We start from the raw sequence: 22492 nt of genomic DNA, 5'->3' as shown, positions 1-22492 counted from the left end.
GGCCTGGGGTGCATCGCCGTCATCAGGTTCTGGCCCGCCCATGGCGCTTGGTTGCTCCTTCGGTGTCGATGGCGGCGAATCGGCGACGCCCGGGAGATGGCCCCCGTCCGCGACAGTCGGCGTGTGGTACGCCGCCGGGAGGGGACTCCTTACCGATTCCTCGCCGTTCATGTGCCCTCGTGTGCCCCTGTGTCATACGCCGGGGTGGGGTACCGGCGTGCTGCCCGTCAGTCCAGCTGCGCGGCGAGAACGGCGATGTCGTCGTCCTTGGCGGTGCCGAACCGTTGCAGCAGATCGTCGCACAGCGCCTCCAGGTTGCGTGAGCCGGACGAGGCGGCCCGGCGGAACTGTTCGAGTGTGAGGTCCAGGTCCTTGCCCCGCTCCTCCACCAGCCCGTCGGTGACGAGCAGTAGCCGGGTTCCGGGCGGGACGTCCCGGGTGACCGCGGTCGGGTGCGGCAGGCCCAGGCCCAGCAGGGCGCTGTGCTGCGGGACGAACGCGGCCGTGCCGTCCGGGTACAGCAGCAGCGGGGGGATGTGGCCGCCGTTGGAGACGTGGATGCGGCGGTTGCCGTGTTCGATCAGGACCATGCAGACGGTCATGGTGATCCCCGGTCGCAGGCGGATCAGCAGGGTGTCCAGGCGCTGCAGGATCGTGGCCGGGTCGTGGCCCTCGACGGCGTAGGCGCGCAGCGCGTGGCGGAGTTCGCCCATCACGGCGGCGGCCGCGAGGGAGTGTCCGACGACGTCGCCGATGGCGAGGAGGAGGCCGGCGTCCGTCTCGGTCGCCTCGTAGAAGTCGCCGCCGATCTCCGCCTGGTCGGTGGCGGGGATGTAGCGCACGGCCAGGGTGGTGCCGGGGACTTCGGGCAGGCGCTCGGGGAGGAAGGTGCGCTGCAGGGTGAGCGCGAGGGAGTGCTCCTCGTTGTACGTGCGCAGCGCTTCGAGGGACAGGGCGCACGCCTGGGCCAGTTGGAGGAACAGGTCGTGGTCGTCGCTGGTGGTGACCGCCCCGGCGGGGACCGCCAGGCACACCGGGGGTCGTCCGCGCTTGGTGCGCGCCAGGACCACCGTGACGTCCTCGTCGACCGGGTCGTGGGGCAGCAGGCTGTTCCACAGCGCTTGCGGGATGGTGGTGAGGTCCGCTCCGGTGTCGCTGCCCAGGGTGTGCTGGGTCAGCCGGACGAGCAGGTCCGCGCGGACCGGCCGGGAGACGGGCCGCCGGCCGGCGGTCGCGGTGGTGTGCACGGCCTGGCCCTGCGGGCTGAGGAAGACGGCCGCGGCGCGGCATCCCATCAGGGTGGTGGCGCCGGTGGTGGCGGCCTGGGCGAAGGAGTGGAAGCCGATCGCCCGGTACACCTCCAGCGTGGTGCGGTTCAGCGCGGTCAGCCGGGCCGCGAGGGCCTCGGCCCGGCGGCGGGCGCGGGCGTAGCGCAGGGCGGCGGTCACGGTGGCCAGCAGCTCGTCGGGGTCGATCGGCTCGGTCAGGTACGCGTCCGCGCCGCGGTGCAGGCCCTGGATGCGGTCCGCGGAGGTGACGGCGCTGGCCGAGACGTGGATGACGGGCATCCCGGCCGTGTGCGGGGTCGCCTTGATGGCCTCGCACACCTCGTAGCCGCTCATGTCCGGCAGTCGCACGTCGAGCACGACGATCTCCGGTGCGGGGTCGGCGCCGGACGCGAGGATCGCCAGGGTCTCGGTGCCGTCGGCCGCTTCGATGACGGTGTGCCCGGACCGGGACAGCCAACTGGCGATGATGTAGCGGTTGGTCGCGTTGTCGTCGACCACCAGGACGACGGCGGGCGCGCTGTCGGTTGCGATGTCGTCGTTCACCGGTCGGTCCCTTGCGCGTGGTGCCGTGTGCAGGTCGGGTGCGGGTCCTGCTCCGGCGCGGGTGCCGGCCGGCTGTCCGCCGGCACGCCCACGAGTTCCGGCATCCGCACTTCGACGGTGGTGCCACGGCCCGGGATGCTGTTCAGCGTCATGATGCCGCCCAGGAGGTCGGTGAGCCGCCGGGCGTAGGGCAGGCCCAGGCCGGTGCCGGGACGGCCCCGCTGGTGGGGGCCTGGCACCTGGTAGAACTCCTCGAAGACCCGGCTGTGCTGGTCGGCCGCGATGCCGATACCGGTGTCGGTGACCGTGAAGACCAGCCAGTGCTGCTCCTCGCAGGCCTCGGTGCGCAGGTCGAGGCGGACCTCGCCGTGCTCGGTGAACTTCAGGGCGTTGGACAGCAGGTTGCGCAGGATGCGCGTCAGCAGGATCTCGTCGGTCGCGATCCGGGGGGACGGCGCGGGATCGGCGATCGTCAGGGTCACGTCCGGGGCGGCGCTGCCGCGCAGGGTGCCGTGCAGTTGGCCGAGCATCGCCCGCAGGTCGACCGGGGCCGGCTGGATCTCCAACTGCCCGGACTCCGCCTTGGCGACGTCGAGCAGCTCGCCGACCAGCGCGAGCAGGGTGTCGCCCGAGGCGCCGATGAGGGACAGCTGGCGGCGCTGCTCGTCGGTGAGGGCGGACGTCTCGGACAGCAGCAGCCGGGTGAGTCCGACCACGGCGTTGACCGGGGTCCGCAGTTCGTGGCTGACGTTGGCCCAGAAGCGGCTCTTGGCTTCGCTGGCGTCGCTCAACTGCTGCGACTTGTCCTCCAGTTCCGCGTACAGCGCCACCACGCCCCGGTTGGTCTCCTCCAGTTCCTCCGACAGTTCGGTGTACAGGGCGAGGACGCCGCGGTTGGTCTCTTCCAGCTCCTGGTTCAGGCGCTGCAGTTCCTCGCGCTGGGCGCGGGTCTCCTCCAGGCTCGCGATCAGGTCGCGGGTCTGTGCGCGCAGGTCCTCCGCGACGGTGGTGCGGGTGTCGGCGCGCAGGGCGTCGCGCAGCCGGTCGCTCCACCCGGTGGGGGCGGTCCCGGGCAGCAGCTGTTCCACGTCGATGCGGTGGCTGCCGGGTTCGTGACGGACGTGCGGCAGCAGGCGGGAGGCCAGTTCGAGCGAGTCGCGGGACGGTTTCGGGCCGCTGGTCCAGTGCAGCGCCACCAGTACGGCGGGCGCGGTGCCGGTGCGCGTGGTGAACGTGACGGTGGCCTCCGCGCAGCCGAACCGGTCGCGGCCCAGTTCGCTGAGGGCGGTGGCCAGCCGTACCTGGTCCTGGCGTTCCAGACCGATCGCCGCGCCCACCGCCTGGGCCTGGCGGCGGAGCGCGAAGACGTCCTGCTCCGTGGCGAGCGGGAGCGTCAGCGGGTGTCCGGCCGTCTCGTGCACGATCACCAGGACCCCTTGGCGACCACGATCCCGGCGTCGTCGCGGCGGACGGCCGCTTCACGCAGCAGTTGGCCGGCGATGACGGTGGGGGAGTGCTGCAGCAGTCCCGGCATGCTCTCCGGGGACCACCGCTCGGTCAGGCCGTCGGAGTGCAGGACGAGCGCCGCGCCGGGCGGCAGCGGCTGTTCGAACGTGCGCAGGGTGCGCATCTGGTGGCCGACGATGCCCGGGGTGGACATCAGGGTGGTGCGGTGCTCCGGTGTGATGACGAAGCCGCTGACGTTGCCCACGCCGCACAGCAGGACCCGGCCGGCGTCGGGTTCGATCCGCGCCACCGCGACGGCGCCGCCACGGGTGCCGCGCAGCGCGAGGTGCAGGTCGCGGATGATCGCTTCGGGGTGCCGGGCGGACGTGGCGCGGAAGGCCGCGATCGCCTTCGCCGCGACCAGGGCGGCGAGCGGGCCGTGGCCCAGCCCGTCGCAGAGCATGACCAGGACGGCGGGGTCGCCCGTCACGGTGAGCGGCTCGGCCGGCAGCCGGCGTGAGGTGCTCCGGTCGGCCCACTCCAGCGGCAGCAGGGGGTTCTCGCGGCGCGGCGCCGGCGCCACGGCGGCGGGGTTCGCCGAGCCGGGGTTCACCGGGCCGGTGTCGAGGCGTGCGCACCACCCGTCGCCGCAGGACTCCTCGCCGCTGATGGGCCGGGTGATGCCCGAGACCACCGGCTCGGCCGCCCGGGTGCCGGCCGTGGCGCCGGCCCGGGCGGCGGCGTCGCGTGGCCAGAAGCGCGCGGCCATGACCGTGCCGCGGCCGGGCAGCGAGTGGATGTCGAAGGTGTCCGCCAGCCGGGCCAGCGCGCCCAGCCCGATGCCCAGGGTGCCGGCGGTGGAGGTGCCGTCGGACATCGACGCGGTGACGTCGGCCATGCCCGGGCCGTTGTCGACGCTGACGAACTCCAGCGCCGCGCTCGTCGCGGTGCGCAGCACGCGCAGCAGTATCGCCCCGTCGGCGGTGTGCCGGCGCAGGTTGGTCGCCGCTTCGGAGACCGCCAGCGAGATCTCGGCGACCCGCTGGTCGTCGAGGCCGATGCGGCGCGCCAGTGAGGCGGCCGCCCCCCGGGCGGTCGCGGGCAGGGCGTCGTCGTGCCGGAACCAGGCCACGTCCTCGCAGTCCAGCACCGCTGAGGTCGTCAGCGCCGTCATCGTGACCACTTGACGACGGTGATGGTGGTGCCCCGCCCGGCTTCGGTGTCCAGCTCGAAGACGTCCACCAGGCGGCGGGAGCCGCTCAGGCCCAGCCCGAGGCCGCCCCCCGAGGTCCAGCCGTCGGTCATGGCCAGCTCGATGTCCGGGATGCCGGGGCCCTGGTCCTCGAACACCGCCGCGACGCCGAGCCGCCCGAACTCGTCGCGGACCAGGCCCGCCTGCAGCGAGCCACCGCCGCCGTACACGAGCGTGTTGCGGGCCAGTTCACTGGCCGCGGTGATGAACTTGGTCTGGTCCACCAGGGAGAGCTTGCACTTCTGCGCCAGGGTCCGGACCAGCTGCCGGGCCCTGACGACGTCGTCGTTGGAGGCGATGGACTGGGTCTGTGACGCGTCGACGGCCGTCCACGGCCCGATCATGGCCGTGCCGTGCGCGATCGCCGCAGGAGGGCGAGGCCCTTCTCGAGGTCGAGCGCTGTGCGGACGCCGCCCAGGGACAGTCCCAGTTCGACGAGGGTGATGGCCACGGCCGGGCGCATGCCGACCACGACCGTCTCCGCGTCGAGCATGCGGGAGATCGCGGCCGTGGTGGCGAGCATCCGGCCGACGAAGGAGTCGACGATCTCGACGGCGGTGATGTCGATCACGACGCCGTGCGCCGCCCAGGAGACGATGCGGTCGGCCAGGTCCTCCTGGAGGTTCAGCACCGCCTGGTCCTCGAGATCCATCTGGATCGAGACCAGCAGGACATCACCGATCCGCAGGACCGGTACGCGGTCGGTCACTTCCGGCCGCCATCGCGGGCGACCAGGTCGGTCCCGGACTTGCGCAGGGCGTGGCGGAGGGCGTCGGCGAGGGTCGCCTTGGTCACGATGTCGCCGAACTCGATGCCCAGCGCCACGATGGTCTGCGCGATCTGCGGCCGGATCCCGGACACGGTGCACTCCGCGCCCATCAACTGGGCGGCCATGACGGTCTTGAGCAGGTGCTGCGCGACCTGGGTGTCGACCGCGGGCACGCCGGTGATGTCGATGATGGCCTGCTCGGAACCGGTGTCGACCAGCGCCTGCAGCAGCTTCTCCATCACCACCTGGGTGCGGGCGGAGTCCAGTGTGCCGACCAGCGGCACCGCGAGCACCCCGTCCCAGAGCTTGACCACCGGGGTCGACAGCTCCAGCAGCTGGTCGGCCTGGGCGGAGATGATCTCTTCGCGGGTCCGGGCGTACGTCTCGATGGTGAACAGGCCCAGCTGGTCCAGCAGCTGGTTCATCCGCAGCAGGATCTTGATGTCCTCGACGGAGCCGCTCTCCAGGACCGGCTCCAGGGCCCCCTTCAGCCCGAAGATGCCGGCGGCGGTCTCCGACGGGCTGAATCCCTGACGCGCGCGGTTGCGGGACAGCTCGGTCAGCAGGGCCCGCACCTCGGAGAAGTCCTCGGCCGTACCGTCCATGGCGCCCTTGCGCAGGGCGTCGAGGATGGCCGCGTACAACTCGTGCAGTTCACGGTTGATCTCGGCGGCACTCACCCGCCCGCGCAGAGACTGCGACACACCGTCGATCCAGGCGGCGGTGATGCTCTCGCCATTGGTCGACAGCAGCTCGACCAGCCGCTGCGGAGCGTTGTGCTCGACCACGTCGGACCCTTTCCTCGTAACAACAATTACCTGGCAACAACATTATCCCTCGCGCAGCGTACGGCAGATTCCTGTTGCCCATACCGTCAGCAGGCAGCGCGGAGCGACCCCCGTCGCGGTCCTTCCCCGGATGGTGCGGTTCAGTCGTGTCACGGGGATGAGGTTCACGGAGCGCGTTCGCCGGGGCTCGCCGCCGCCGGTGGCTATGCTCGTGGTCCTCCGCCTCCCGTCCCCCGCCTCCCGAGGAGCCATGAGCGAGCCCGCACGGAACCTGCCCCAGTTGCTGGCCCAGGCCAGGCGCTGGTTCGAGGACGCGCTGCTCACCAGTATGCAGGCGGCGGGTGAGCAGCCGGTCACCGCCGCCCAGGCCGGGGTCTTCGCCACCCTGGACGACGGGGGGACGTCCATCGCCGAGCTCGCCCGCAGGACCGGAGTCACCCGGCAGACCGCCCACCAGGCCGTGCACAGCCTCATCGGCATGGGGCTGCTGGAGCAGGTGCCCGACCCCGCCTCCGGCCGCAGCACCCTGATCCGCACCACTGCCGAGGGCACCCGCGTCCACCGGCGCGCCCTCGCGACCATCGCCGTCCTGGAGACCGTCCTCACCGAGCGCATCGGCGCCGCCGGCACCACCGCGCTGCGCGCGGCACTCACCGCGCCCTGGGGCGAGCCGCCCCTCGTCGACGTTCACTGAGGCGCCGGCTCCGCCTGCTCGGTGAGGCCGCGGGCGACGGCGCGGGAACAGGCGAAGGCGAGGGAGCGGGCGAAGATCTCCGCCACCCGGGCGTCGGGCAGCCCGTGCCAGCCGTGGTCGGCGCCCGGCACCGTCCACAACTCGGCCGGGGATCCGGCCTCCCGCAGGGCCGCGGCGAGAGCCGCGCTGTGGGAGCGGTCCACCATCGTGTCCGCGTCGCCGTGGACGAGCAGGAACGGCGGCGCGCCGGCGCGGACCTGGGCGAGGGGGCTGGCCGCGCGGGCCCGCTCGGGAGCGGTGGCCGGGGCGGCGCCGAGCAGCAGCGCCTCGGGGGTGGCGGCGTCCTCGGGGGTGAAGACGCCGCGCGCGGTGGTCAGGTCGCTGGGGGCGTACCAGATCACGGCGCCGGCCGGTGACGGGTCGGTGTGCGTCAGGGCCAGGAGCGAGGCGAGGTGTCCGCCGGCGGACTCGCCCCACACCACCGTCCGCCCGGTGTCGACGCCGAGTTCCGCGGAGCGCAGGGTGAGCCACCGCAGGGCGGCGCGCAGATCCTCCAGTGGAGCGGGGAAGACGGCCTCGCCGCTCAGCCGGTAGTCGGCGCAGGCGACCGCGAAGCCCGCGGCGGCGATGCGGGCGAAGGGCCGGGGGAGCCAGTCGCGGGTGCGCAGCCCCAGGTCGTCGCGCCGTCCCCGGCGCCAGGCGCCGCCGTGCACGAACAGCACCAGCGGACGACGCTCCGCGCTGTCGTCCTCGGGCAGCCACAGGTCGAGTTCCAGCGGCCGGCCGCCCGCGACCTCGCGGTACGGCACGCCCCGCACCTCGCGCACGCCGGGCTCGGCGGCGGGCGCGGGCGGCAGCGGGGCCAGGTCGGGGTGGGGTGCGGCGATCAGCTCGCGCACCGTGGGCCCGGACGCCCCGGACGCCCCGGACGCCCCGGGCGCCCCGGTGGCCGTCACCGGGTGCGCCACTGGTGGTCGCGCAGGAAGCGCACGTCGTACTGCTCGGGGACGGTCCCGAACTTGTGCGGGGCCGGGACGACGGGCTCGGTCGGCAGGCCCAGGTGCTCCGCGGGCGCGCCGAGGTTCTCGAAGAACCGCTCGAAGGTGCCGCCGGGGCCGGCGGCGACACCGACGACCTGGCTGTGGTGGCGTTCCATGCGGTAGGAGTGCGGGCAGTTCTTGGGCACGAAGCCGAAGTCGCCGGGGGTGAGCAGCTTCTCCTGCTGGTTGCCCTCGGTGTCCTCGACGAGCAGCCGGACCGCGCCCTGGGTGATGTAGAAGACCTCGTGGGTGTCGGTGTGCAGGTGCGCCGGTATCAGCTCGCCCCGGGGGCCCTCGACGGTGAAGAAGTTGAACTGGTTCTCCGTCTGCTCGCCGCCCGCGTAGATGGTGATCAGGTCGCCGAACAGGTGGGCGCGGTCCCCTTCGCCCTTCTCGATGAAGTAGGGCTTGCCCGGCTCCGCGGGAATGCGCGACGCCGTGCGGTAGCGGGTGGCGTACTCGATGGTCATACGGGCTCCTCGGATCGGCCGGCGCGCTGAGTGTCAGGTAGCCTGACATAAGAGAGCGCCGGCAATCAAGGGCCCGTCGCGGGTGCCGACCAGGGTGCCGGTCGTGGTGTGGGCCGGGTGCGGAGGCGGGGTGCGGAGGCGGGGGCCGGGCGGCTCCGCACCCCGTGCGCGCTCACGCGTAGTGGCGGTAGACGGCCTGGGCGACGCACGCCGGCTTGTCGCTGCCCTCGACCTCCACGGTGAAGGCCAGGGTCATCTGGACGCCGTTGCCCCGGACCTCCTGCACGGCGCCGACCGCGCCGTGCAGGCGGATGCCGGCACCGACCGGGACGGGGCTGGGGAAACGCACCTTGTCCAGGCCGTAGTTGACGCTCATGGCGACGCCGGTGATCTCCAGCAGCTCGTTGAAGAGCGGGATGATGAGGGCCAGGGTCAGATAACCGTGGGCGATGGGGCCGCCGAAGGGCCCGTCCTTGGCCCTCTCCGGGTCCGTGTGGATCCACTGGTGGTCGTCGGTGGCGTCGGCGAAGGTGTTCACCCGCTCCTGGGTGATCCGGCGCCAGTCGGTGCGGCCGAGGTCGGCGCCGCTGAGGGCCTTGAGCTGGTCGAGGCCGTTGGCGGTGGTGCGCATGGGAGGTCCTTCGGTCAGGGGGTTGGGCGGTCGGTGGAGCGGCCGGCGGCCGCGTCGCGCAGGGCGGGTTTGACGATCTTTCCGGAGGCGGTGCGGGGCAGAGTGCCCAGGAAGACCACGGACTTGGGGATCTTGTACTTGGCGAGCCGGCCCCGCAGGTGGTCGAGGATGTCCCGCTCGCCGGCGACGACCGCGGGCCGCAGGACGACGACGGCGCGGCCGACCTCGCCCCACACCGGGTCGGGCACCCCGATGACCGCGCACTCGGCGATCGCCGGGTGGGCGAGCAGGGCGTCCTCGATCTCGGCGGGGTAGACGTTCTCGCCGCCCGAGACGTACATGTCCTTGACCCGGTCGACGATGTACGCGTAGCCGTCGTCGTCGCTCCGGGCGACGTCGCCGGTGCGCAGCCAGCCGTCCTCGGTGACCGCCGCCGCGGTGTCGGCCGGCCGCCCCCAGTAGCCCGTCATGACGGTGGGGCCGTGCACGAGGATCTCGCCGCGCTCTCCCGGCCCGGCGTCGCGGCCGTCGGGCAGCACCACCCGGATGTCGGTGAAGAAGTGCGGCACGCCCGCCGAGCCGGCCTTGGCCGTGGTCTGCTCCCGGCCCAGGTACAGGATCCCGGGCGACGCCTCGGTCATGCCGTAGCCCTGGCTGAAGGCCAGCCCCCGGTCCAGGTACACGGCGATGGTGCGGGCGGGCACCGGCGCGCCGCCGCAGTTGAGGGTGCGCAGGCTGGACAGGTCGGTGTCCGCCCACCGCGGTTCCGCGGCCATGGCGTCGTACATCGTAGGGACGCCGAACATGCAGGTCACGCCCTCGCCCTCGATGAGCCGCAGGACCCGGCCGGGGTCGAACGCGCCGAGCAGCAGCACCCGTCCGCCCTTGAGGAGGGTGGGCAGGCAGGTCATGTTGAGGCCCGCGGTGTGGAAGAGCGGGGCCACGGCCAGGGTCACCTCGTCCGCGCCCAGGTCGGTGTCGACGAGGACGTTGACGCTGTTCCAGGTGATGTTGGCGTGCGAGAGGACCGCGCCCTTGGGGCGTCCCGTGGTCCCGGAGGTGTACATGATCATGCAGGGGTCGTCGGGGGTGACGGCCTCGTCCAGTGCGTCGCTCCCGCCGCCGGCCAGCAGATCCTCGTAGCCGAGGACGTCGGGCCCGGCCCCGGACAGGGCGATGCGGTGCAGGACGCCGGACTCGGCCGCGGCGGCTGCCGCGACCTCGGCCTGCTCCGGGGCGTGGACGAGCACGGTGCTGCCCGAGTCGGCGAGGTTGTAGGCCAGTTCCGGTCCCGCCAGGCGGGTGTTGAGCGGTACGAAGACGGCGCCGAGCACACCGGCGGCGAACAGCGTCTCCAGGAGGGCCGGATGGTTGGGCCCCAGGTAGGCGACCCGGTCGCCGCGGGCCGTGCCCAGTGCGCGCAGCGCGTGGGCGAGGCGCAGGACCCGCTGGTGCAGCTGCCGGTAGGTCGACGTGCGGCCCTCGTGGACGAGGGCGATCCGGTCGGGCGTCCTGCGGGCCCGGCGCGCCGGCCAGGAGCCGATGCCTTGGTTCAACACGGGGGGCTCCTTCAGTCCTTGCGCAGACCGAGCAGGCGGACGGCGTTCTCCTTGAGGATCTTGGGCCGGACCTCGGGCTTGATGTCGAGCCGCGCGAAGTCGGCCAGCCACCGGTCGGGCGTGATGACCGGGTAGTCGGAGCCGAAGAGGACCTTGTCCTGCAGCAGGGAGTTGGCGTACCGCACCAGTTGCGGCGGGAAGTACTTCGGCGACCAGCCGGACAGGTCGATGTAGACGTGCGGCTTGTGGGTGGCGACCGCCAGCGCCTCGTCCTGCCAGGGGAAGGACGGGTGGGCCAGGATGATCCGCAGGCGGGGGAAGTCCACGGCGACGTCGTCGACCAGCAGGGGGTTGGAGTACTTCAGGCGTATTCCGCCGCCGCCCGGGACGCCGGCGCCGATGCCGGTCTGGCCGGTGTGGAACAGGGCGGGTACGCCGAGCTCCTCGATGGCCTCGTACAGCGGGTAGGCCAGCGGGTCGTCGGGGGAGAAGGCCTGGATGCTGGGGTGGAACTTGAAGCCCCGCACCCCGTACTCCTCCACCAGGCGCCGTGCCTCGCGCACTCCGGCCCGCCCCTTGTGCGGGTCGATGCTGGCGAACGGGATGAGGACGTCGGCGTGCGCGGCGCAGCTCTCGGCGATCTCCTCGTTCGCGATCCGCGGGTGCCCGGTGGCGTGCTCGGCGTCGACGGTGAACACCACCGCGGCCATGCGGCGTTCGCGGTAGTGGCCGGCCATCTCGTCGATGGTCGGCTGCCGGTGCCCGTGGGCCTTGAAGTACTCCGCGGAGGCGCCGAACAGTTCGGGGCTCAGTGCGCCGTGGCCGTCCTTCGACACCTCGGCGTGCGTGTGCATGTCGATGGCGGTCAGCCGGTCGAGGTCGAGCGTGAGGTCACTCATCCCGGGCTCCCGGTGCCTGCGGTGCGGGGATGCCGTACGTCTCCGGCTCGGCGCCCACCCCGCCGTGCCAGGCGGCGGCGATGGCGTCGGCCTGCCACCCGCCGTCGGCGAAGGCGACCGCCTTCTCCCGCGGGTGCGCCCACAGGGCCAGCCGGTCGCCGCCGACGCCGATGGCCTGGCCGGTGACGTCGGCGGAGGCGTCCGAGGCGAGGAACGTGATCAGCCCGGCGACGTCCTCGACGGTGCCCAGGCCCTCGTCCTTGCGCAGCCACTCCGGCAGCGGGTCGCCGGTGCGCTCGGACTCCGCGATGACCGGGGCGAAGGCCGGGATGGTCTTCGTCATCTCGGTGGCCGCGACGGGGACGACGGCGTTGACGGTGATGCCGGCCCGGGCCAGTTCCATCGCCCAGGTCCGCGCCATGGCGACGATGCCCGCCTTGGCGGCGGCGTAGTTCGTCTGGCCGAAGTTGCCGCGCTGCCCGGCGGGCGAGGAGATCAGGACGAGGCGGCCGCCGGTGCCCTGCTCCCGCATCCGCACCGCCGCCGCCCGGGCGCAGGTGAAAGTGCCGCGCAGGTGGACCCTGACGACGGCGTCGAAGTCGTCGTCGGTCATCTTCCACAGCACCCGGTCGCGCAGGATGCCGGCGTTGGTGACGAGCACGTCGAGCCGCCCGAACTCGCGTACCGCCGTGTCGACCAGTTGCTCGGCCGCCGCGCTGTCGCCCACGGCGGCCACCGCGCCGGCCGCCCGGCCCCCGTCGCGCGTGATGGCCTCGACGGCGGCGTCGACCACGTCCGCGTCGACGTCGTTGACGACGACGCAGGCTCCGGCGGCGGCCAGCGCCCGGGCGTAGCCCAGGCCCAGCCCGCGCCCGCTCCCGGTGACGACGGCCGCTTTCCCGTGCAGATCCATGTCCTGGCACCTCTCGTGTGGGGTGGGTGCCGGCAGTGTCGGCCCCACGGCTGATCGACAGGAATCCTGATGAACGGCAGTGTTCTCGATCAACAGGTTTCCTGTCAATGGCCTAGGGTGGGCACTCACCGGTGGCGGTGAGATCCAGTGGAGGAACGACATGGCACGACCCGCGCGGACCGCGATCCCGGGAGGGCGAACGTGAGCCCTTCGCTGCTGTACCTGGTCAAGCGCACCGAACTCGTCGTCCGGGCGCGCCTGGAGGAGCTGCTCAGGCCCGCCGGCATCACGGCGCTGCAGTACACGGCCCTGACGGTGCTGGAGCGGCACAACGGCGTGTCCGCCGCCCAGCTCGCCCGGGACTCCTTCGTGACGGCCCAGTCGATGTCCGACATGGTGCGCGCGCTGGAGTCCCGCGCCCTGATCCGCCGCGAACTCAACCCCGGCAACCGGCGCGAGCGGCTCATCCTGCTCACCGACGCGGGGCGCCGGCTGCTGGCCGAGTACGCCGAGCCGGCCAGGAAGCTCGAGGAGCGCATGGTCGGGGACCTCGACGCCGAGGAGACCGAGCGGTTCCGTGACGCCCTGAACCGCACGTGGCGGGCGCTGTCCTGACGCGGGACCGAACGGGTCGGGCGCGCGCCGCCCTGGGGTGTCCGCGGGTGGCCGGTGTCCGCCGGCCGCCCGCGGCCCGGCGCTACCCCAGCGCGTACATGCGGATGACGACCTCGTCGTCGCCGTCGGGGCGCGCCAGGCCGACGAAGACCGTCCCGGTGAGCCACCGGTGCGCGGGCGCGTCCGTCCGGAAGACCGGGGACGTGCGGTAGTAGTGGCCGGCTTCGGAGACCTGCAGGTCGCCGTCGTACTGGTCGGGACTGTCGGCCTCCGGCCGGTAGAAGCCGCGGTTGGCGATGTCGATCACCGCGCCGTCCTCGGCCTGGATGAGGTAGCGGGCGTCGAGTTCGCAGACCGTGCCGCGGGTGCTGCTCCAGTCGCCGCCGCCCGCCAGGACCTTCCCGCGCAGCAGGGGGCCGTCCACGCTGCCGCCGGTGATGGGGGTGAACTCGGTGACCTCTCCGTCGCCGTGCCCGATGTGCAGCGTCTCGGCCACGTGGGCGCGGATCTCGAACGCGAAGGTGAGTGCGGGGGTGAATGGCACGGTCGTGCTCCTTTGGCTTCGGGGGCGTAGCGCTCGTCGGCCGCTCCCCGGGTGGGGCGGGGGCCGCGGTGGGGCCCGGCGAGATGGATGCGCGAGGGCCTTGACTCGCTAGCTCATCAGATGCGAGCGTGACATGCAACAGCGTTATATGACGTTCGTTTATCACGTGGCCATCGCGGCGCGCCGGCCTGCCGCGCGCCCCGATCGCGAGCGTCCCCTCCCTTCTTTCCTTCCTCTCGGCAAGGAGCATCAGCCATGGCTGCGAAGAGACCCGTGCTGACGGTGCTCATGAGCGTGGGCCTGCTGGCCACCGCGGCCTGTACCTCCGCTGCGACAGACGGCGGCGGTGCGGGCAAGCCCGACCGGCTCACCACCACGACGGTGCCCGGTCCCGACGGCGTCGACCGCGTCACCTGGGCGCTGCCCTACGGGGAGCCCACGACGCTGGACCCGGCCAAGACGGGCGACTACTCGCCCCAGACCGTCGAAGCGAACCTCTGCGACACGCTGACCCGCATGAACGCCGACTTCTCGCTGAGTCCCGGACTGGCGCAGAAGGTCACCTGGACCGACGACCGGACCCTGGTGCTGGACCTGCGCTCCGACGTGGCGTTCTGGGACGGCTCGCCCATGACGCCGCAGGACGTCGTCTACAGCCTGGAACGGCAGCGGGACCCGAAGACCCAGGCCCTGTACGGCAACTACCTCGCCAAGGTGACCTCGATCCGGGCCACCGGCGCGCACCAGGTGACGCTGCGGACCAGCGCGTACGACCAGACGCTGCCCAAGGCCCTGTCGACCTCGTTCGGCGCGGTGAACCAGCAGGCCTACACACGGAAGGCCGGCGCCGCCTACGGCACCGCCCAGGGCGGCCTGATGTGTACCGGGCCCTTCAAGGTGAGCTCGTGGAAGTCGGGCGACAGCATCGCCCTGCAGCGCAACGACGCCTACTGGGACCCGGCGCTGAAGCCGAAGGCGCAGCGGATCGACTTCACCTTCATCACCAACAGCAACACCCTGACCAGCGCGCTGCTCTCCGGCGACGTGGACGGCACCTACGAGCTGCCGCCGAGCAGCGCCACCGCCCTCGCCAAGGCCGGCAACGGCGCGGTCCACCTCGGCCCCTCGACGCAGAACGTCCTGCTCATCCCCGCCAACGGCCGGTCGCCGGCCGCCGACCGGCGGCTCCTGGACGCCCTGTCGAACGTCATCGACCGCGACGCCCTGATCAGGAACGTGTTCGGCGGCGACGCCACCACCCTGAAATCACTCGTCCCCCCGCTCACCTGGAGCGGCGACAAGGCCGCCGCCCAGTTCGACGAGGGCTACACGGCGCTGCCGGCCGTGCCGAAGCCGGACCTGGACCGTGCCGAGCAGTTGCTGGCGCGGGCGAAACCGGTGACCCGGCCGCTGGTGGCCGCCATTCCCGCCGGCGACCAGCGGGGGCTGCAGGCGCTGACCTTCATCCAGGCCGCCGCCAAGCAGCTGGGCGTGGAGATCCGGATCAAGCAGCTGCAGCCGACCGAGATGTCGTCGCTGTTCTACGACCCGTCCGTCCGCGAGGGCCTCGACCTGATTCTCACCTTCGGATACGTGGCCATGCCCGATCCGGCGTCCTATGTGGCGGAGAGTGTGACACCGGGCGGCATCTTCAACTGGACGAACTACGACAACCCCGAGGTGACACGCCTGCTCGCCCAGGCCCGCACCTCCTCCGACCCCGCCGCGTCGGCCCAGGCCTACGTCGCCGCCCAAGCCCTCTTCACCCCCGCCACGCCCGTGATCTACCTTGCGACCACCCACGAGCGGATGTTCATGAACCAGCGCGTCAGCGGCGCGCCCACCTCCTTCGCCTACCTGGGCATGCCGTGGGCCGCGTACCTCGGCGGTACCGGCAAGTGACGTGCGTGTGCACCCCTTCACCCCTCAGGAGACACCGATGACCGACACCGCGGGTGACACGCCGCTGTGGGACCGTTCCGCCGCCGCGCTGGCCGCCGGAATCCGCGACAAGTCCTTCTCCGCGACCGAGGTGGCCCAGTCGTTCCTCGCGCGCATCGACGCGACCAACCCGGCGCTCAACGCCCTGGTGGACCTCCGCCCCGACGAGGCCCTCGCGCAGGCGGCGGCCGCGGACGCGGCGGTCGCCGCCGGCGCGGACCTTCCGCCGCTGCACGGGGTCCCGGTCGCCACCAAGATCAACACGTCGCAGCGCGGATACGCCAGCTCGCACGGCGTCGCGGCCTGGGCCGGCGCCATCGCGCCGCAGGACGCCGCCTGCGTGGCCGCCCTGCGCGACGCCGGCGCCAACCTGATGGGCCGCAGCAACAGCCCCGCCTTCGCCGTACGGTGGTTCACCGCCAACGACCTGCACGGCAGGACGCTCAACCCGTGGGACAGCGCGCACACCCCCGGCGGCTCGTCGGGCGGCGCCGCCGCCGCGGTCGCGGCCGGGATGGTGCCGATCGCGCAGGGCAACGACATCGGCGGTTCCGTGCGCTTCCCCGCCTACTGCTGCGGCGCGGTGGGCCTGCGGCCGACGATGGGCCTGGTCTCCGGCTCGGAACCGCGCGGAGCCGAGGAGTTCGACAGCCCGCTGTCCTTCCAGACCATGGCCGTGCACGGACCGCTCGGCTGGACCGTGGACGACGTGCGGCTCGGGCTGCACGCCATGGTGACCCCGGACCTCTGCGACCCCGTCGGCCTTCCGCTGCGCCCGCCGCTGGGCGACGCCGGCCCGGTCAAGGTCGCGATCGTCCGCGACGTCGGCCTGGCCAAGCCGCACCCCGTCGTCAACGCCGCTCTCGACGACGCGGCACGGTGGCTGAGCGAGGCGGGCCACGACGTGGAGGAGGTCGAACTCCCGCTGCTCGGGGAGGCCGCCCGGCTGTGGTCGCTGCTGCTCTACGAGGAGCTGCGCACGATGATGCCCGAGATCGAACGCTTCGGGGACGACGCGGTCCGCGTCTCCCTGGCGTCCTCGTTCGCCGCCGCCGCGGAGACCTGGGGCGAGCGCCCCACCCTGGACGCCTACATCAAGGGCTACGCCCGGCGCGGCACGCTCATCAGCCGTCTGCAGCAGTACCTGGGGGCGGACCGGGTCCTGATGACGCCGGTGGCGGCGGAGCCGCCGTTCGAGCAGGACGCGGACCTGGCCGGTGACGCCCGCGTGCGGGAACTGCTGGCGGCCCAGTGGCCGATGCAGGCCGTGCCGGTCCTGGGGTTCCCGGCGATGTCGGTGCCCACCGGCATCCGCGACGGACTCCCGTCCGGGGTGCAGCTGATCGGTGGACGCTTCCGCGAGGACACCCTGCTGCACGTGGCCACCGCCATCGAGGCCAGGTCGCCGCGGACCCGGCCGGCGCTGGCCGGCTGAGCCGCCGCCGGCCGCCAACCGCCGGCCGCCAACCGCCGGCCGCCGACTGCCCGCGGCCGGTGCCGCGCGTGCCCCGGCGGTCTCCAGGACCGCCGGGGACACGCGCGTCCGCGTCAGAGGCGGGTGCTCAGCAGCATCGGCTGCGGGAACTGCTGCCCGGTGATGTTGAACGCGCCGCTGACGTCCACCGCCCGCCCGGAGGTGGAGACCTTCCACGGCGAGTAGGCGGTCCCGTCCGTCGTCGCCGGGAATCCCAGTGACGTCGCGCGGGTGCCGGCAACCTTCAGCGCGTAGCCGCTCTCGCGGTCGACGGTGTTCCCGACGGCGACGATGCCGTCGCGGGTCGGGGCGGCGCCGGTCAGCGGACCGGCGTCGGCGGGCCGGTCCAGGCGCGTCCACGCCTTGCCGTTCCAGTGCATGATCAGCGCGTGGCCGCGGTCGTTCTCGTCCAGCAGGGTGCGTCCCACCGCCCACACGTCGTGCGGCCCCTTCGCGACGACGTCGTTGAACTCGCCGTACAGGCCGCCGTACGGCGGGGTCGGCAGCGCGGTCCAGGAACGTCCGTCGTAGTGCAGGACGACCGGCCGGTCGTCGTCGCCGTAGCCGCTGCCGACCGCCCAGACGTCCTTCGGGCCGGACGCCGAGATCGCGTTGAGCCCCCAGTTCGCGTACTGCTTGGGCAGCGCGACGCGGTGCCAGGCGCGCCCGTCCCAGTGCTCGACGAGGCCCTCCTGGTGGTCGACGATCTGGGTCGGCCCGCCGTCCGGATCGGGTATCCGCCGGTCGACGACCTGCGCCCATCCCGCGGCCCACACGTCGTTCGCCGCGACCGCGTCGACGCCCAGCAGGCCCCCGCTGAGCGAGTTCGCCGGCATGGGCGCCGGCTTGAGCCGCCAGACGTGCCCGTCCCAGTGCTGGGTCATGACCGGATCGCCCTCGAAGTCGGCGTCGCCGACCAGCCACGCGTCGCGCGCGGAAGTCGCCGCCAGCGCGTTGATCCGGCCCGTCGCCCCGGGCGCGGTCGTCATCTCCGTCCACGGCCCGGAACTCCGGTCGTCGTGCGCGAACACGACGGGCCGGAAGGCGATCTCCTGGCCGTCCTCGCCCAGCCGGAAACCGGCCGTCCATGTCGTGTGCGCGTCCGGTCTGACCGAACCGGTCAGGACGGTGTCCCCGCTCGGCAACTTGGCCGCGCTCCAGGGCGGCGCGGCCGCCTCGGACGCGGGGGCCGCCACGGCGGCCGCGGGCAGTCCCCCGCCGATGACGAGCGCGGAAACCGCGCCGATGAGCAGAGTTCGGACCCGTACGCCGACAGCCACGTCGCATTCCCCAGCCTCGGGGTGCGGCACCCCGTCCCCCTTAAGACGCGCGAGCCCGCGGACAATGTTGCATCCCGCGTCCGCCGGCCTCACCACCGGAACTCGCCGTCGTAGAGCCGCCCCCGCCACCAGGCGCCCGGCCAGGGCCGCCGGCGCCAGGCATACGGATCGGGCAGCGTCCGCCGCCGCAACTCCGCGTCCAGGCCCGCCACCAGGCGGCCGAGCTCGGCGCGGGCGGCCGGCGGCAGCCGGTGCAGCGCCTCTTCCAGGATGTCCCGGGCGTTCGCCACGTCGACGAGCGCGGACCCCGGGTGCGGAGAAGCCGGGAAGCAGAGGTCGAGATATCGGCCGGGCCGGCGCAGGAACGCCCGGTAATTCTTGAGCGCGGCTTCCACCGCACCCTCCCACAACCCGTCCCACAGCCCGGGCCAGGCGTCGTCGTGCTCGCGCTCCGCGCGCTCGATCTCGGCGCAGGTGCGCTCGGACAGTCCGGGAATGCGAGCGGTCCCAGGGCCCCAGACGGGCGGGGCGGGATTTGCGGCGCGCAGTGCGCCGGGCCGTCTACGCGGCATGGGCCTTTCGGTCGGTCATCACCCCGCGATCATGCCGCACGGTCGGGCGATCCACCAGGCCGGGGTGCCGGTGCTCGGGTCGCAGCCGCGCCCGTCACCGCCCGCGTCCAGGACCACGGTTCCCCGTCTCCGCTCCGGGCGGCCCGACATCCCCCGCCCACGACGAGCGGGCGCCGGGCCGGGCCGGTCAGGCGGCCGGCTCCTGGCGGCTTCTGCGGGGGGTCCAGCCGGGTTTCGGGATGGAGGCGATGAGGCGCTGCGTGTAGGGGTTCTGAGGGGTGTTCAGGACGGTTGATACCGGGCCGTGTTCGACGACGCGGCCGGCCTGCATCACCAGGACGTCGTCGCTGATGTGGCGGACCGCGCCGAGGTCGTGGGTGATGAAGAGCAGTGCGGTGCCGGTGGCGGCGCGGATGCGGGCGAGCAGGCCGAGGATCTGGGCCTGGATCGACACGTCCAGCGCCGCGATCGCCTCGTCGAGGATCAGCACCCGGGGCTCGGCCGCCAGTGCGCGGGCGATGGCCACGCGCTGGCGCTGGCCGCCGGACAGCGCACTGGGCAGGGAGCGTGCCTGCCGGTCGTCCAGGCCGACCATGTCGAGCAGTTCGCCCACCCGGGCGGCGAGCGCCGCCGCTGGCAGTGAGCGGTGGAGCCGGACCGCCTCGGCGATCGCGTCGCCCACCCGCTGGCGCCGGTCGAGCGACGCGTACGGGTCCTGGAAGACCATCTGGAGCTGCCGGCTGCGGGCGCGCCGCTCCCGCGCGCGGGCCCGTCCGGGCCCGCGTTCGTCGCCGGCCACGGTGATCCGGCCCGCGCTGGGTGTCTCGACACCGGCGAGCATGCGGGCGGTGGTGGTCTTGCCGGAGCCCGACTCGCCGACGATCGCGAGCGATCCGCCCTCGGGCAGCGAGAAGGTGACGTCGTCCACCGCGACGAAGTCGCCGAACGTCTTGCGCAGTCGGTGCACGTCAAGCATGGCTGCCGGCCTCCTCGGGCGAGAGGGTGTGGGGGAAGTGGCACGCCGCCGTACCGTCGCCGGTGGAGCGCGGCCCTGGCCGGTCGTCGCGGCACCGCTCCTGGACGCGGGGACATCGGTCGCCGAAGGCGCACCCGGCGGGAACCTCGAAGCCGGACAGCGGCCGCCCGCCGATCGACCGCAGCTCGGTGTCGTCGCCGAGCGCGGGGCGGGACGCGAGCAGGGCGCGCGTGTAGGGGTGGGCCGCGCGGCTGCGCAGGTGGTCGGCGGGGAGTTCCTCGACAGTCGATCCCGCGTACATCACCACGATGCGGTCGCACACGGCGGCGGCCAGTTCCAGGTCGTGGGTGATGAAGAGCAGGGCGAGGCCGCGCGCGGCCCGGGTCTCGCCGATGATGGCCATCACCTCCTCCTGGGTGGTCACGTCGAGTGCGGTGGTGGGCTCGTCGGCGAGCAGCAGCCGCGGTTCGGCCGCCAGCGCCGCGGCGATCATGACGCGCTGCAGCAGGCCGCCGGACAGCTCGTGCGGACGCTGGCGCATCCGCCGCTCGGCGTCGGCGATGCCGACCTCCCGCAGGATGCCGGTGACCTTTCTGACGGCCTCGGCGGCCGGCACGCCGCGCGCGGTGGTCAGTCCCTCGATCAGGAAGTCGCCGACGCTGCGGGCCGGGTTGACGTGCGCGCGCGGGTCCTGGAAGACCATCGCGATGTCGGACGCGCGCAGCGCGCGCAGGCGCTGGGAGGTCATCGCGGGCACGGACTCGCCGGCGAAGAGCAGGTCGCCGTGGACGCGTGCGCCCTGCGGCAGCAGCCCCAACACGGAGCGGGCCGTCAGGGACTTGCCCGACCCCGACTCGCCCACCAGCGCGACGGCCGCCCCCGCGGCGATGCGCACGTCGGCACGGTGCACGACGGTGCGCGCGGTTCCGTCGAGGGGGAGGTCGATGCGGAGCCCGTCGATCTCGAGCAGGGGTGGTGCGTTCATGCGGACCCTCCGAGCAGACGCCGGGACAGTCCCGCTCCCAGCAGGTTGAAGGCGACCACGACGACCAGGATGACCAGGCTCGCGTACAGCGACTCCTGCGGCCGGCCGGCCAGGATCGAGGGGGCGCCGTTGGAGACCATCAGTCCCCATTCGGGGTCCGGCGGCCGGCTGCCCAGGCCGAGGAAGGAGATCGCGGCCACGTCGAGCAGGGCGTAGCCGAAGCCGATGGTGGCCTGGACGAGGATCAGGGGCAGCAGGTTGGGCAGCAGGTGGCGGAGCCAGATGCGGGCGGTGGAGGCGCCGAGGAGCTGCAGTGCGGAGATGTAGGGCAGCCGGCGTTCGGTGCGGGCCGCCGCCCGGACGACCCGGGTGATCAGCGGCAGGTACGCGATCGACAGGGCCACGATCGGCGCGGTCAGTCCCGCGCCGAACACGGCTGCGGCCAGCACGGCCATGATCAGGCCGGGGAAGCCGAACACGACGTCCAGGGCGCCCGAGACGGACCGGTCGAGCCAGCCGCCGGACCAGGCCGCGCAGAGCGCCAGCAGGGTGCCGAGCGTGGTGGAGAGCGTGACGACCACGGCCGGGGCCGCGAGGCTGGCGCGGGCGCCGCTGATGAGCCGGGACAGGATGTCGCGTCCGGTGTCGTCCGTCCCCAGCAGATGGCTCGCGGACGGGCCGGCGTGGACGTTGAGCGCGTCGACGGCGTTGGGATCGTGCGGGGCGATCAGCGGCGCGAGGGCGGCCACCAGCACGAACAGGGCGACGGTGGCCGCCGCGGCGAGCGTCACCCGGTCGCGGGGGCGACCGGCGCGCGGCCCGGCGGCGCGGGGGGTTCGGGTGAGCAGGGCGGTGGTCATCGGGCACCCTTCTGTGCGGTGCGGGGGTCGAGGGCGGCGCTGACCAGGTCGACGAGGGTGTTGATGACGACGAACACGACGACGAAGAGCAGGGACACGCCCTGCACCACGGCCATGTCCTGCTTGGACGCGGCCTCGATCATGAGGGCTCCCAGGCCGCCGGTGCCGAAGGCCTGTTCGGCGACGGCCGCGGTGGCGATGAGGCCGGCGATGCCGACCCCGGACACGGCGAAGATGGGCCCGGACGCGTTGTGCAGCACGTGCCGCCGGATCACGATCCGTTCCGGTACGCCGCGGCTGCGGGCGGTGTCGACGTGTTCGGCGCGCAGTTCCGCGCGGACCGCGGTCCGGGTGACCTGGGCGACGTAGCCGACCCAGGTCATGGCCAGCGCGACGGCCGGCAGCGTCAGGTGCGCGAGGGTTCCGGTCAGGCCCTCGCCCGCGCCGTAGACGGGGAACCAGGGCAGTTGGACGGCGAACAGCCAGATGAGCAGCACCGACATGACGAATGTGGGTACCGCCATGGCACCCGCCGTCAGGGTGGTGGCCAGCGTTTCGGTGCGCCCGCCGCGCAGTGCGGCGAGGGTGCCGATGGCGGTGCCGAGGGTGAGGACCAGGACGGCCGCGTAGCCGACGAGCGCGAGAGTGGCGCCGGCCCGTGCGGTGATCAGGTCGGCGACGGTGTCGCGGTAGACGAGGGAGGTGCCGAAGTCGCCGTGCAGGCAGCCGCTGAGCCAGTGCCAGTACCCCTGCAGGAACGGGTCGTCCAGGTGGTAGGCGCGGTGGATCGCGGCCAGGACCCGCGGGTCGGGTTGGCGGCTGCCGCCGACCAGCAGGGTCGCGGGGTCGCCGGGGGTGAGGAACATCGCCCCGTAGATGGCGAGGCTGGAGACGAGGACGGTCACGACGAGGGTGGCCAGCCGGGTGGTGACGAAGCGGAGCGTCATCGCGC

At 73.2% G+C, this 22492-nt stretch carries 23 protein-coding genes; 4 read left to right on the top strand and 19 right to left on the bottom strand.

The genetic code is table 11. From position 1 onward, the window contains the following. Window positions 1–227: 227 nt before the first annotated feature. Genes ABZ721_RS29175 through ABZ721_RS29150 form a run of 6 tightly spaced genes read right to left on the bottom strand, consistent with a single transcriptional unit; the run spans window position 228 to window position 6087 of the window. Window positions 228–1832: a fused response regulator/phosphatase gene (locus ABZ721_RS29175; protein WP_358791727.1), complete on the bottom strand. Its 1605-nt coding sequence runs from the start codon at window positions 1830–1832 to the stop codon at window positions 228–230. Beyond that, window positions 1829–3259 (bottom strand): HAMP domain-containing sensor histidine kinase, encoded by a 1431-nt coding sequence (locus ABZ721_RS29170; RefSeq protein WP_358791726.1) that lies wholly within the window; start codon window positions 3257–3259, stop codon window positions 1829–1831. The genes ABZ721_RS29175 and ABZ721_RS29170 overlap by 4 nt, the downstream gene beginning before the upstream one ends. Next, window positions 3256–4452, bottom strand: coding sequence for an ATP-binding SpoIIE family protein phosphatase (locus ABZ721_RS29165; protein WP_358791766.1), 1197 nt, complete (start codon window positions 4450–4452; stop codon window positions 3256–3258). Before ABZ721_RS29165 ends, ABZ721_RS29170 begins: the two co-directional genes overlap by 4 nt. Beyond that, entirely contained in the window at window positions 4449–4874 is a 426-nt protein-coding gene (locus tag ABZ721_RS29160) for an ATP-binding protein (RefSeq protein WP_358791725.1), read from the bottom strand. Before ABZ721_RS29160 ends, ABZ721_RS29165 begins: the two co-directional genes overlap by 4 nt. Continuing rightward, complete coding sequence (locus tag ABZ721_RS29155) at window positions 4871–5239, bottom strand: STAS domain-containing protein (RefSeq protein WP_358791724.1); 369 nt, start codon at window positions 5237–5239, stop codon at window positions 4871–4873. Before ABZ721_RS29155 ends, ABZ721_RS29160 begins: the two co-directional genes overlap by 4 nt. Beyond that, complete coding sequence (locus tag ABZ721_RS29150; protein WP_358791723.1) at window positions 5236–6087, bottom strand: STAS domain-containing protein; 852 nt, start codon at window positions 6085–6087, stop codon at window positions 5236–5238. Before ABZ721_RS29150 ends, ABZ721_RS29155 begins: the two co-directional genes overlap by 4 nt. Before the next feature lie 250 nt (window positions 6088–6337). Here ABZ721_RS29150 and ABZ721_RS29145 point away from each other — a divergent pair, with 250 nt between their 5' ends. Further along, window positions 6338–6781: a MarR family winged helix-turn-helix transcriptional regulator gene (locus ABZ721_RS29145; protein ID WP_358791722.1), complete on the top strand. Its 444-nt coding sequence runs from the start codon at window positions 6338–6340 to the stop codon at window positions 6779–6781. Here ABZ721_RS29145 and ABZ721_RS29140 read toward each other — a convergent pair. The 6 genes from ABZ721_RS29140 to ABZ721_RS29115 all read right to left on the bottom strand — a co-directional run bounded on the left by ABZ721_RS29140 (window position 6775) and on the right by ABZ721_RS29115 (window position 12293). After that, window positions 6775–7737: an alpha/beta hydrolase gene (locus ABZ721_RS29140; RefSeq protein ID WP_358791721.1), complete on the bottom strand. Its 963-nt coding sequence runs from the start codon at window positions 7735–7737 to the stop codon at window positions 6775–6777. The two genes, ABZ721_RS29145 and ABZ721_RS29140, sit on opposite strands and share 7 nt — an antisense overlap. Beyond that, window positions 7734–8291, bottom strand: a complete 558-nt coding sequence (locus tag ABZ721_RS29135; protein WP_358791720.1) for a quercetin 2,3-dioxygenase — start codon at window positions 8289–8291, stop codon at window positions 7734–7736. Before ABZ721_RS29135 ends, ABZ721_RS29140 begins: the two co-directional genes overlap by 4 nt. A gap of 172 nt (window positions 8292–8463) precedes the next feature. After that, window positions 8464–8922, bottom strand: a complete 459-nt coding sequence (locus tag ABZ721_RS29130; protein WP_358791719.1) for a MaoC family dehydratase — start codon at window positions 8920–8922, stop codon at window positions 8464–8466. Between the two features lie 14 nt (window positions 8923–8936). Further along, the gene (locus tag ABZ721_RS29125) at window positions 8937–10481 is read right to left on the bottom strand and encodes a long-chain fatty acid--CoA ligase (RefSeq protein ID WP_358791718.1); all 1545 of its coding nucleotides are present in this window, start codon (window positions 10479–10481) and stop codon (window positions 8937–8939) included. 11 nt (window positions 10482–10492) lie between these two features. Then, the gene (locus ABZ721_RS29120; RefSeq protein ID WP_358791717.1) at window positions 10493–11380 is read right to left on the bottom strand and encodes an amidohydrolase family protein; all 888 of its coding nucleotides are present in this window, start codon (window positions 11378–11380) and stop codon (window positions 10493–10495) included. Next, window positions 11373–12293, bottom strand: coding sequence for an SDR family NAD(P)-dependent oxidoreductase (locus ABZ721_RS29115; RefSeq protein ID WP_358791716.1), 921 nt, complete (start codon window positions 12291–12293; stop codon window positions 11373–11375). Before ABZ721_RS29115 ends, ABZ721_RS29120 begins: the two co-directional genes overlap by 8 nt. 201 nt (window positions 12294–12494) lie before the next feature. Between ABZ721_RS29115 and ABZ721_RS29110 the strand changes: the two genes are divergently transcribed. Beyond that, entirely contained in the window at window positions 12495–12908 is a 414-nt protein-coding gene (locus ABZ721_RS29110; protein WP_358791715.1) for a MarR family transcriptional regulator, read from the top strand. An 82-nt stretch (window positions 12909–12990) separates the two neighbouring features. Here ABZ721_RS29110 and ABZ721_RS29105 read toward each other — a convergent pair whose 3' ends face one another. After that, entirely contained in the window at window positions 12991–13452 is a 462-nt protein-coding gene (locus ABZ721_RS29105) for a DUF3237 domain-containing protein (RefSeq protein ID WP_358791714.1), read from the bottom strand. A 255-nt stretch (window positions 13453–13707) separates the two neighbouring features. Here ABZ721_RS29105 and ABZ721_RS29100 point away from each other — a divergent pair, with 255 nt between their 5' ends. Next, entirely contained in the window at window positions 13708–15354 is a 1647-nt protein-coding gene (locus ABZ721_RS29100) for an ABC transporter substrate-binding protein (protein WP_358791713.1), read from the top strand. 37 nt (window positions 15355–15391) lie between these two features. Beyond that, window positions 15392–16828, top strand: coding sequence for an amidase (locus ABZ721_RS29095; RefSeq protein ID WP_358791712.1), 1437 nt, complete (start codon window positions 15392–15394; stop codon window positions 16826–16828). A gap of 113 nt (window positions 16829–16941) precedes the next feature. Here the strand turns inward: ABZ721_RS29095 and ABZ721_RS29090 are convergent, their stop codons facing one another. The 6 genes from ABZ721_RS29090 to ABZ721_RS29065 all read right to left on the bottom strand — a co-directional run bounded on the left by ABZ721_RS29090 (window position 16942) and on the right by ABZ721_RS29065 (window position 22487). Next, entirely contained in the window at window positions 16942–18147 is a 1206-nt protein-coding gene (locus ABZ721_RS29090; RefSeq protein ID WP_358791711.1) for a hypothetical protein, read from the bottom strand. A gap of 89 nt (window positions 18148–18236) precedes the next feature. Further along, window positions 18237–18719 carry a hypothetical protein gene (locus ABZ721_RS29085; protein ID WP_358791710.1) on the bottom strand — a complete coding sequence of 161 codons (483 nt, stop codon included), beginning with the start codon at window positions 18717–18719 and terminating at the stop codon, window positions 18237–18239. A gap of 187 nt (window positions 18720–18906) precedes the next feature. Then, window positions 18907–19695, bottom strand: coding sequence for an ATP-binding cassette domain-containing protein (locus ABZ721_RS29080; RefSeq protein WP_358791709.1), 789 nt, complete (start codon window positions 19693–19695; stop codon window positions 18907–18909). Further along, complete coding sequence (locus ABZ721_RS29075) at window positions 19688–20680, bottom strand: ABC transporter ATP-binding protein (protein ID WP_358791708.1); 993 nt, start codon at window positions 20678–20680, stop codon at window positions 19688–19690. Before ABZ721_RS29075 ends, ABZ721_RS29080 begins: the two co-directional genes overlap by 8 nt. Next, complete coding sequence (locus tag ABZ721_RS29070) at window positions 20677–21540, bottom strand: ABC transporter permease (RefSeq protein WP_358791707.1); 864 nt, start codon at window positions 21538–21540, stop codon at window positions 20677–20679. Before ABZ721_RS29070 ends, ABZ721_RS29075 begins: the two co-directional genes overlap by 4 nt. After that, the gene (locus tag ABZ721_RS29065) at window positions 21537–22487 is read right to left on the bottom strand and encodes an ABC transporter permease (protein WP_358791706.1); all 951 of its coding nucleotides are present in this window, start codon (window positions 22485–22487) and stop codon (window positions 21537–21539) included. The genes ABZ721_RS29070 and ABZ721_RS29065 overlap by 4 nt, the downstream gene beginning before the upstream one ends. Window positions 22488–22492 lie beyond the last annotated feature (5 nt).

The organism is Streptomyces sp. NPDC006733 (assembly GCF_040636125.1).
In the GTDB taxonomy this organism is placed as follows: Bacteria; Actinomycetota; Actinomycetes; order Streptomycetales; family Streptomycetaceae; genus Actinacidiphila.
This window is presented reverse-complemented; position numbering and strand designations above follow the sequence as displayed.

Excerpts from the sequence above, each read along its gene's own strand:
- ABZ721_RS29165 (WP_358791766.1), bottom strand. The coding sequence starts at position 4,452 with ATGACGGCGCTGACGACCTCAGCGGTGCTGGACTGCGAGGACGTGGCC.
- ABZ721_RS29160 (WP_358791725.1), bottom strand. The coding sequence starts at position 4,874 with ATGATCGGGCCGTGGACGGCCGTCGACGCGTCACAGACCCAGTCCATC.
- ABZ721_RS29145 (WP_358791722.1), top strand. The coding sequence starts at position 6,338 with ATGAGCGAGCCCGCACGGAACCTGCCCCAGTTGCTGGCCCAGGCCAGG.
- ABZ721_RS29135 (WP_358791720.1), bottom strand. The coding sequence starts at position 8,291 with ATGACCATCGAGTACGCCACCCGCTACCGCACGGCGTCGCGCATTCCC.
- ABZ721_RS29130 (WP_358791719.1), bottom strand. The coding sequence starts at position 8,922 with ATGCGCACCACCGCCAACGGCCTCGACCAGCTCAAGGCCCTCAGCGGC.
- ABZ721_RS29120 (WP_358791717.1), bottom strand. The coding sequence starts at position 11,380 with ATGAGTGACCTCACGCTCGACCTCGACCGGCTGACCGCCATCGACATG.
- ABZ721_RS29115 (WP_358791716.1), bottom strand. The coding sequence starts at position 12,293 with ATGGATCTGCACGGGAAAGCGGCCGTCGTCACCGGGAGCGGGCGCGGG.
- ABZ721_RS29100 (WP_358791713.1), top strand. The coding sequence starts at position 13,708 with ATGGCTGCGAAGAGACCCGTGCTGACGGTGCTCATGAGCGTGGGCCTG.
- ABZ721_RS29095 (WP_358791712.1), top strand. The coding sequence starts at position 15,392 with ATGACCGACACCGCGGGTGACACGCCGCTGTGGGACCGTTCCGCCGCC.
- ABZ721_RS29085 (WP_358791710.1), bottom strand. The coding sequence starts at position 18,719 with ATGCCGCGTAGACGGCCCGGCGCACTGCGCGCCGCAAATCCCGCCCCG.
- ABZ721_RS29080 (WP_358791709.1), bottom strand. The coding sequence starts at position 19,695 with ATGCTTGACGTGCACCGACTGCGCAAGACGTTCGGCGACTTCGTCGCG.
- ABZ721_RS29075 (WP_358791708.1), bottom strand. The coding sequence starts at position 20,680 with ATGAACGCACCACCCCTGCTCGAGATCGACGGGCTCCGCATCGACCTC.
- ABZ721_RS29070 (WP_358791707.1), bottom strand. The coding sequence starts at position 21,540 with ATGACCACCGCCCTGCTCACCCGAACCCCCCGCGCCGCCGGGCCGCGC.
- ABZ721_RS29065 (WP_358791706.1), bottom strand. The coding sequence starts at position 22,487 with ATGACGCTCCGCTTCGTCACCACCCGGCTGGCCACCCTCGTCGTGACC.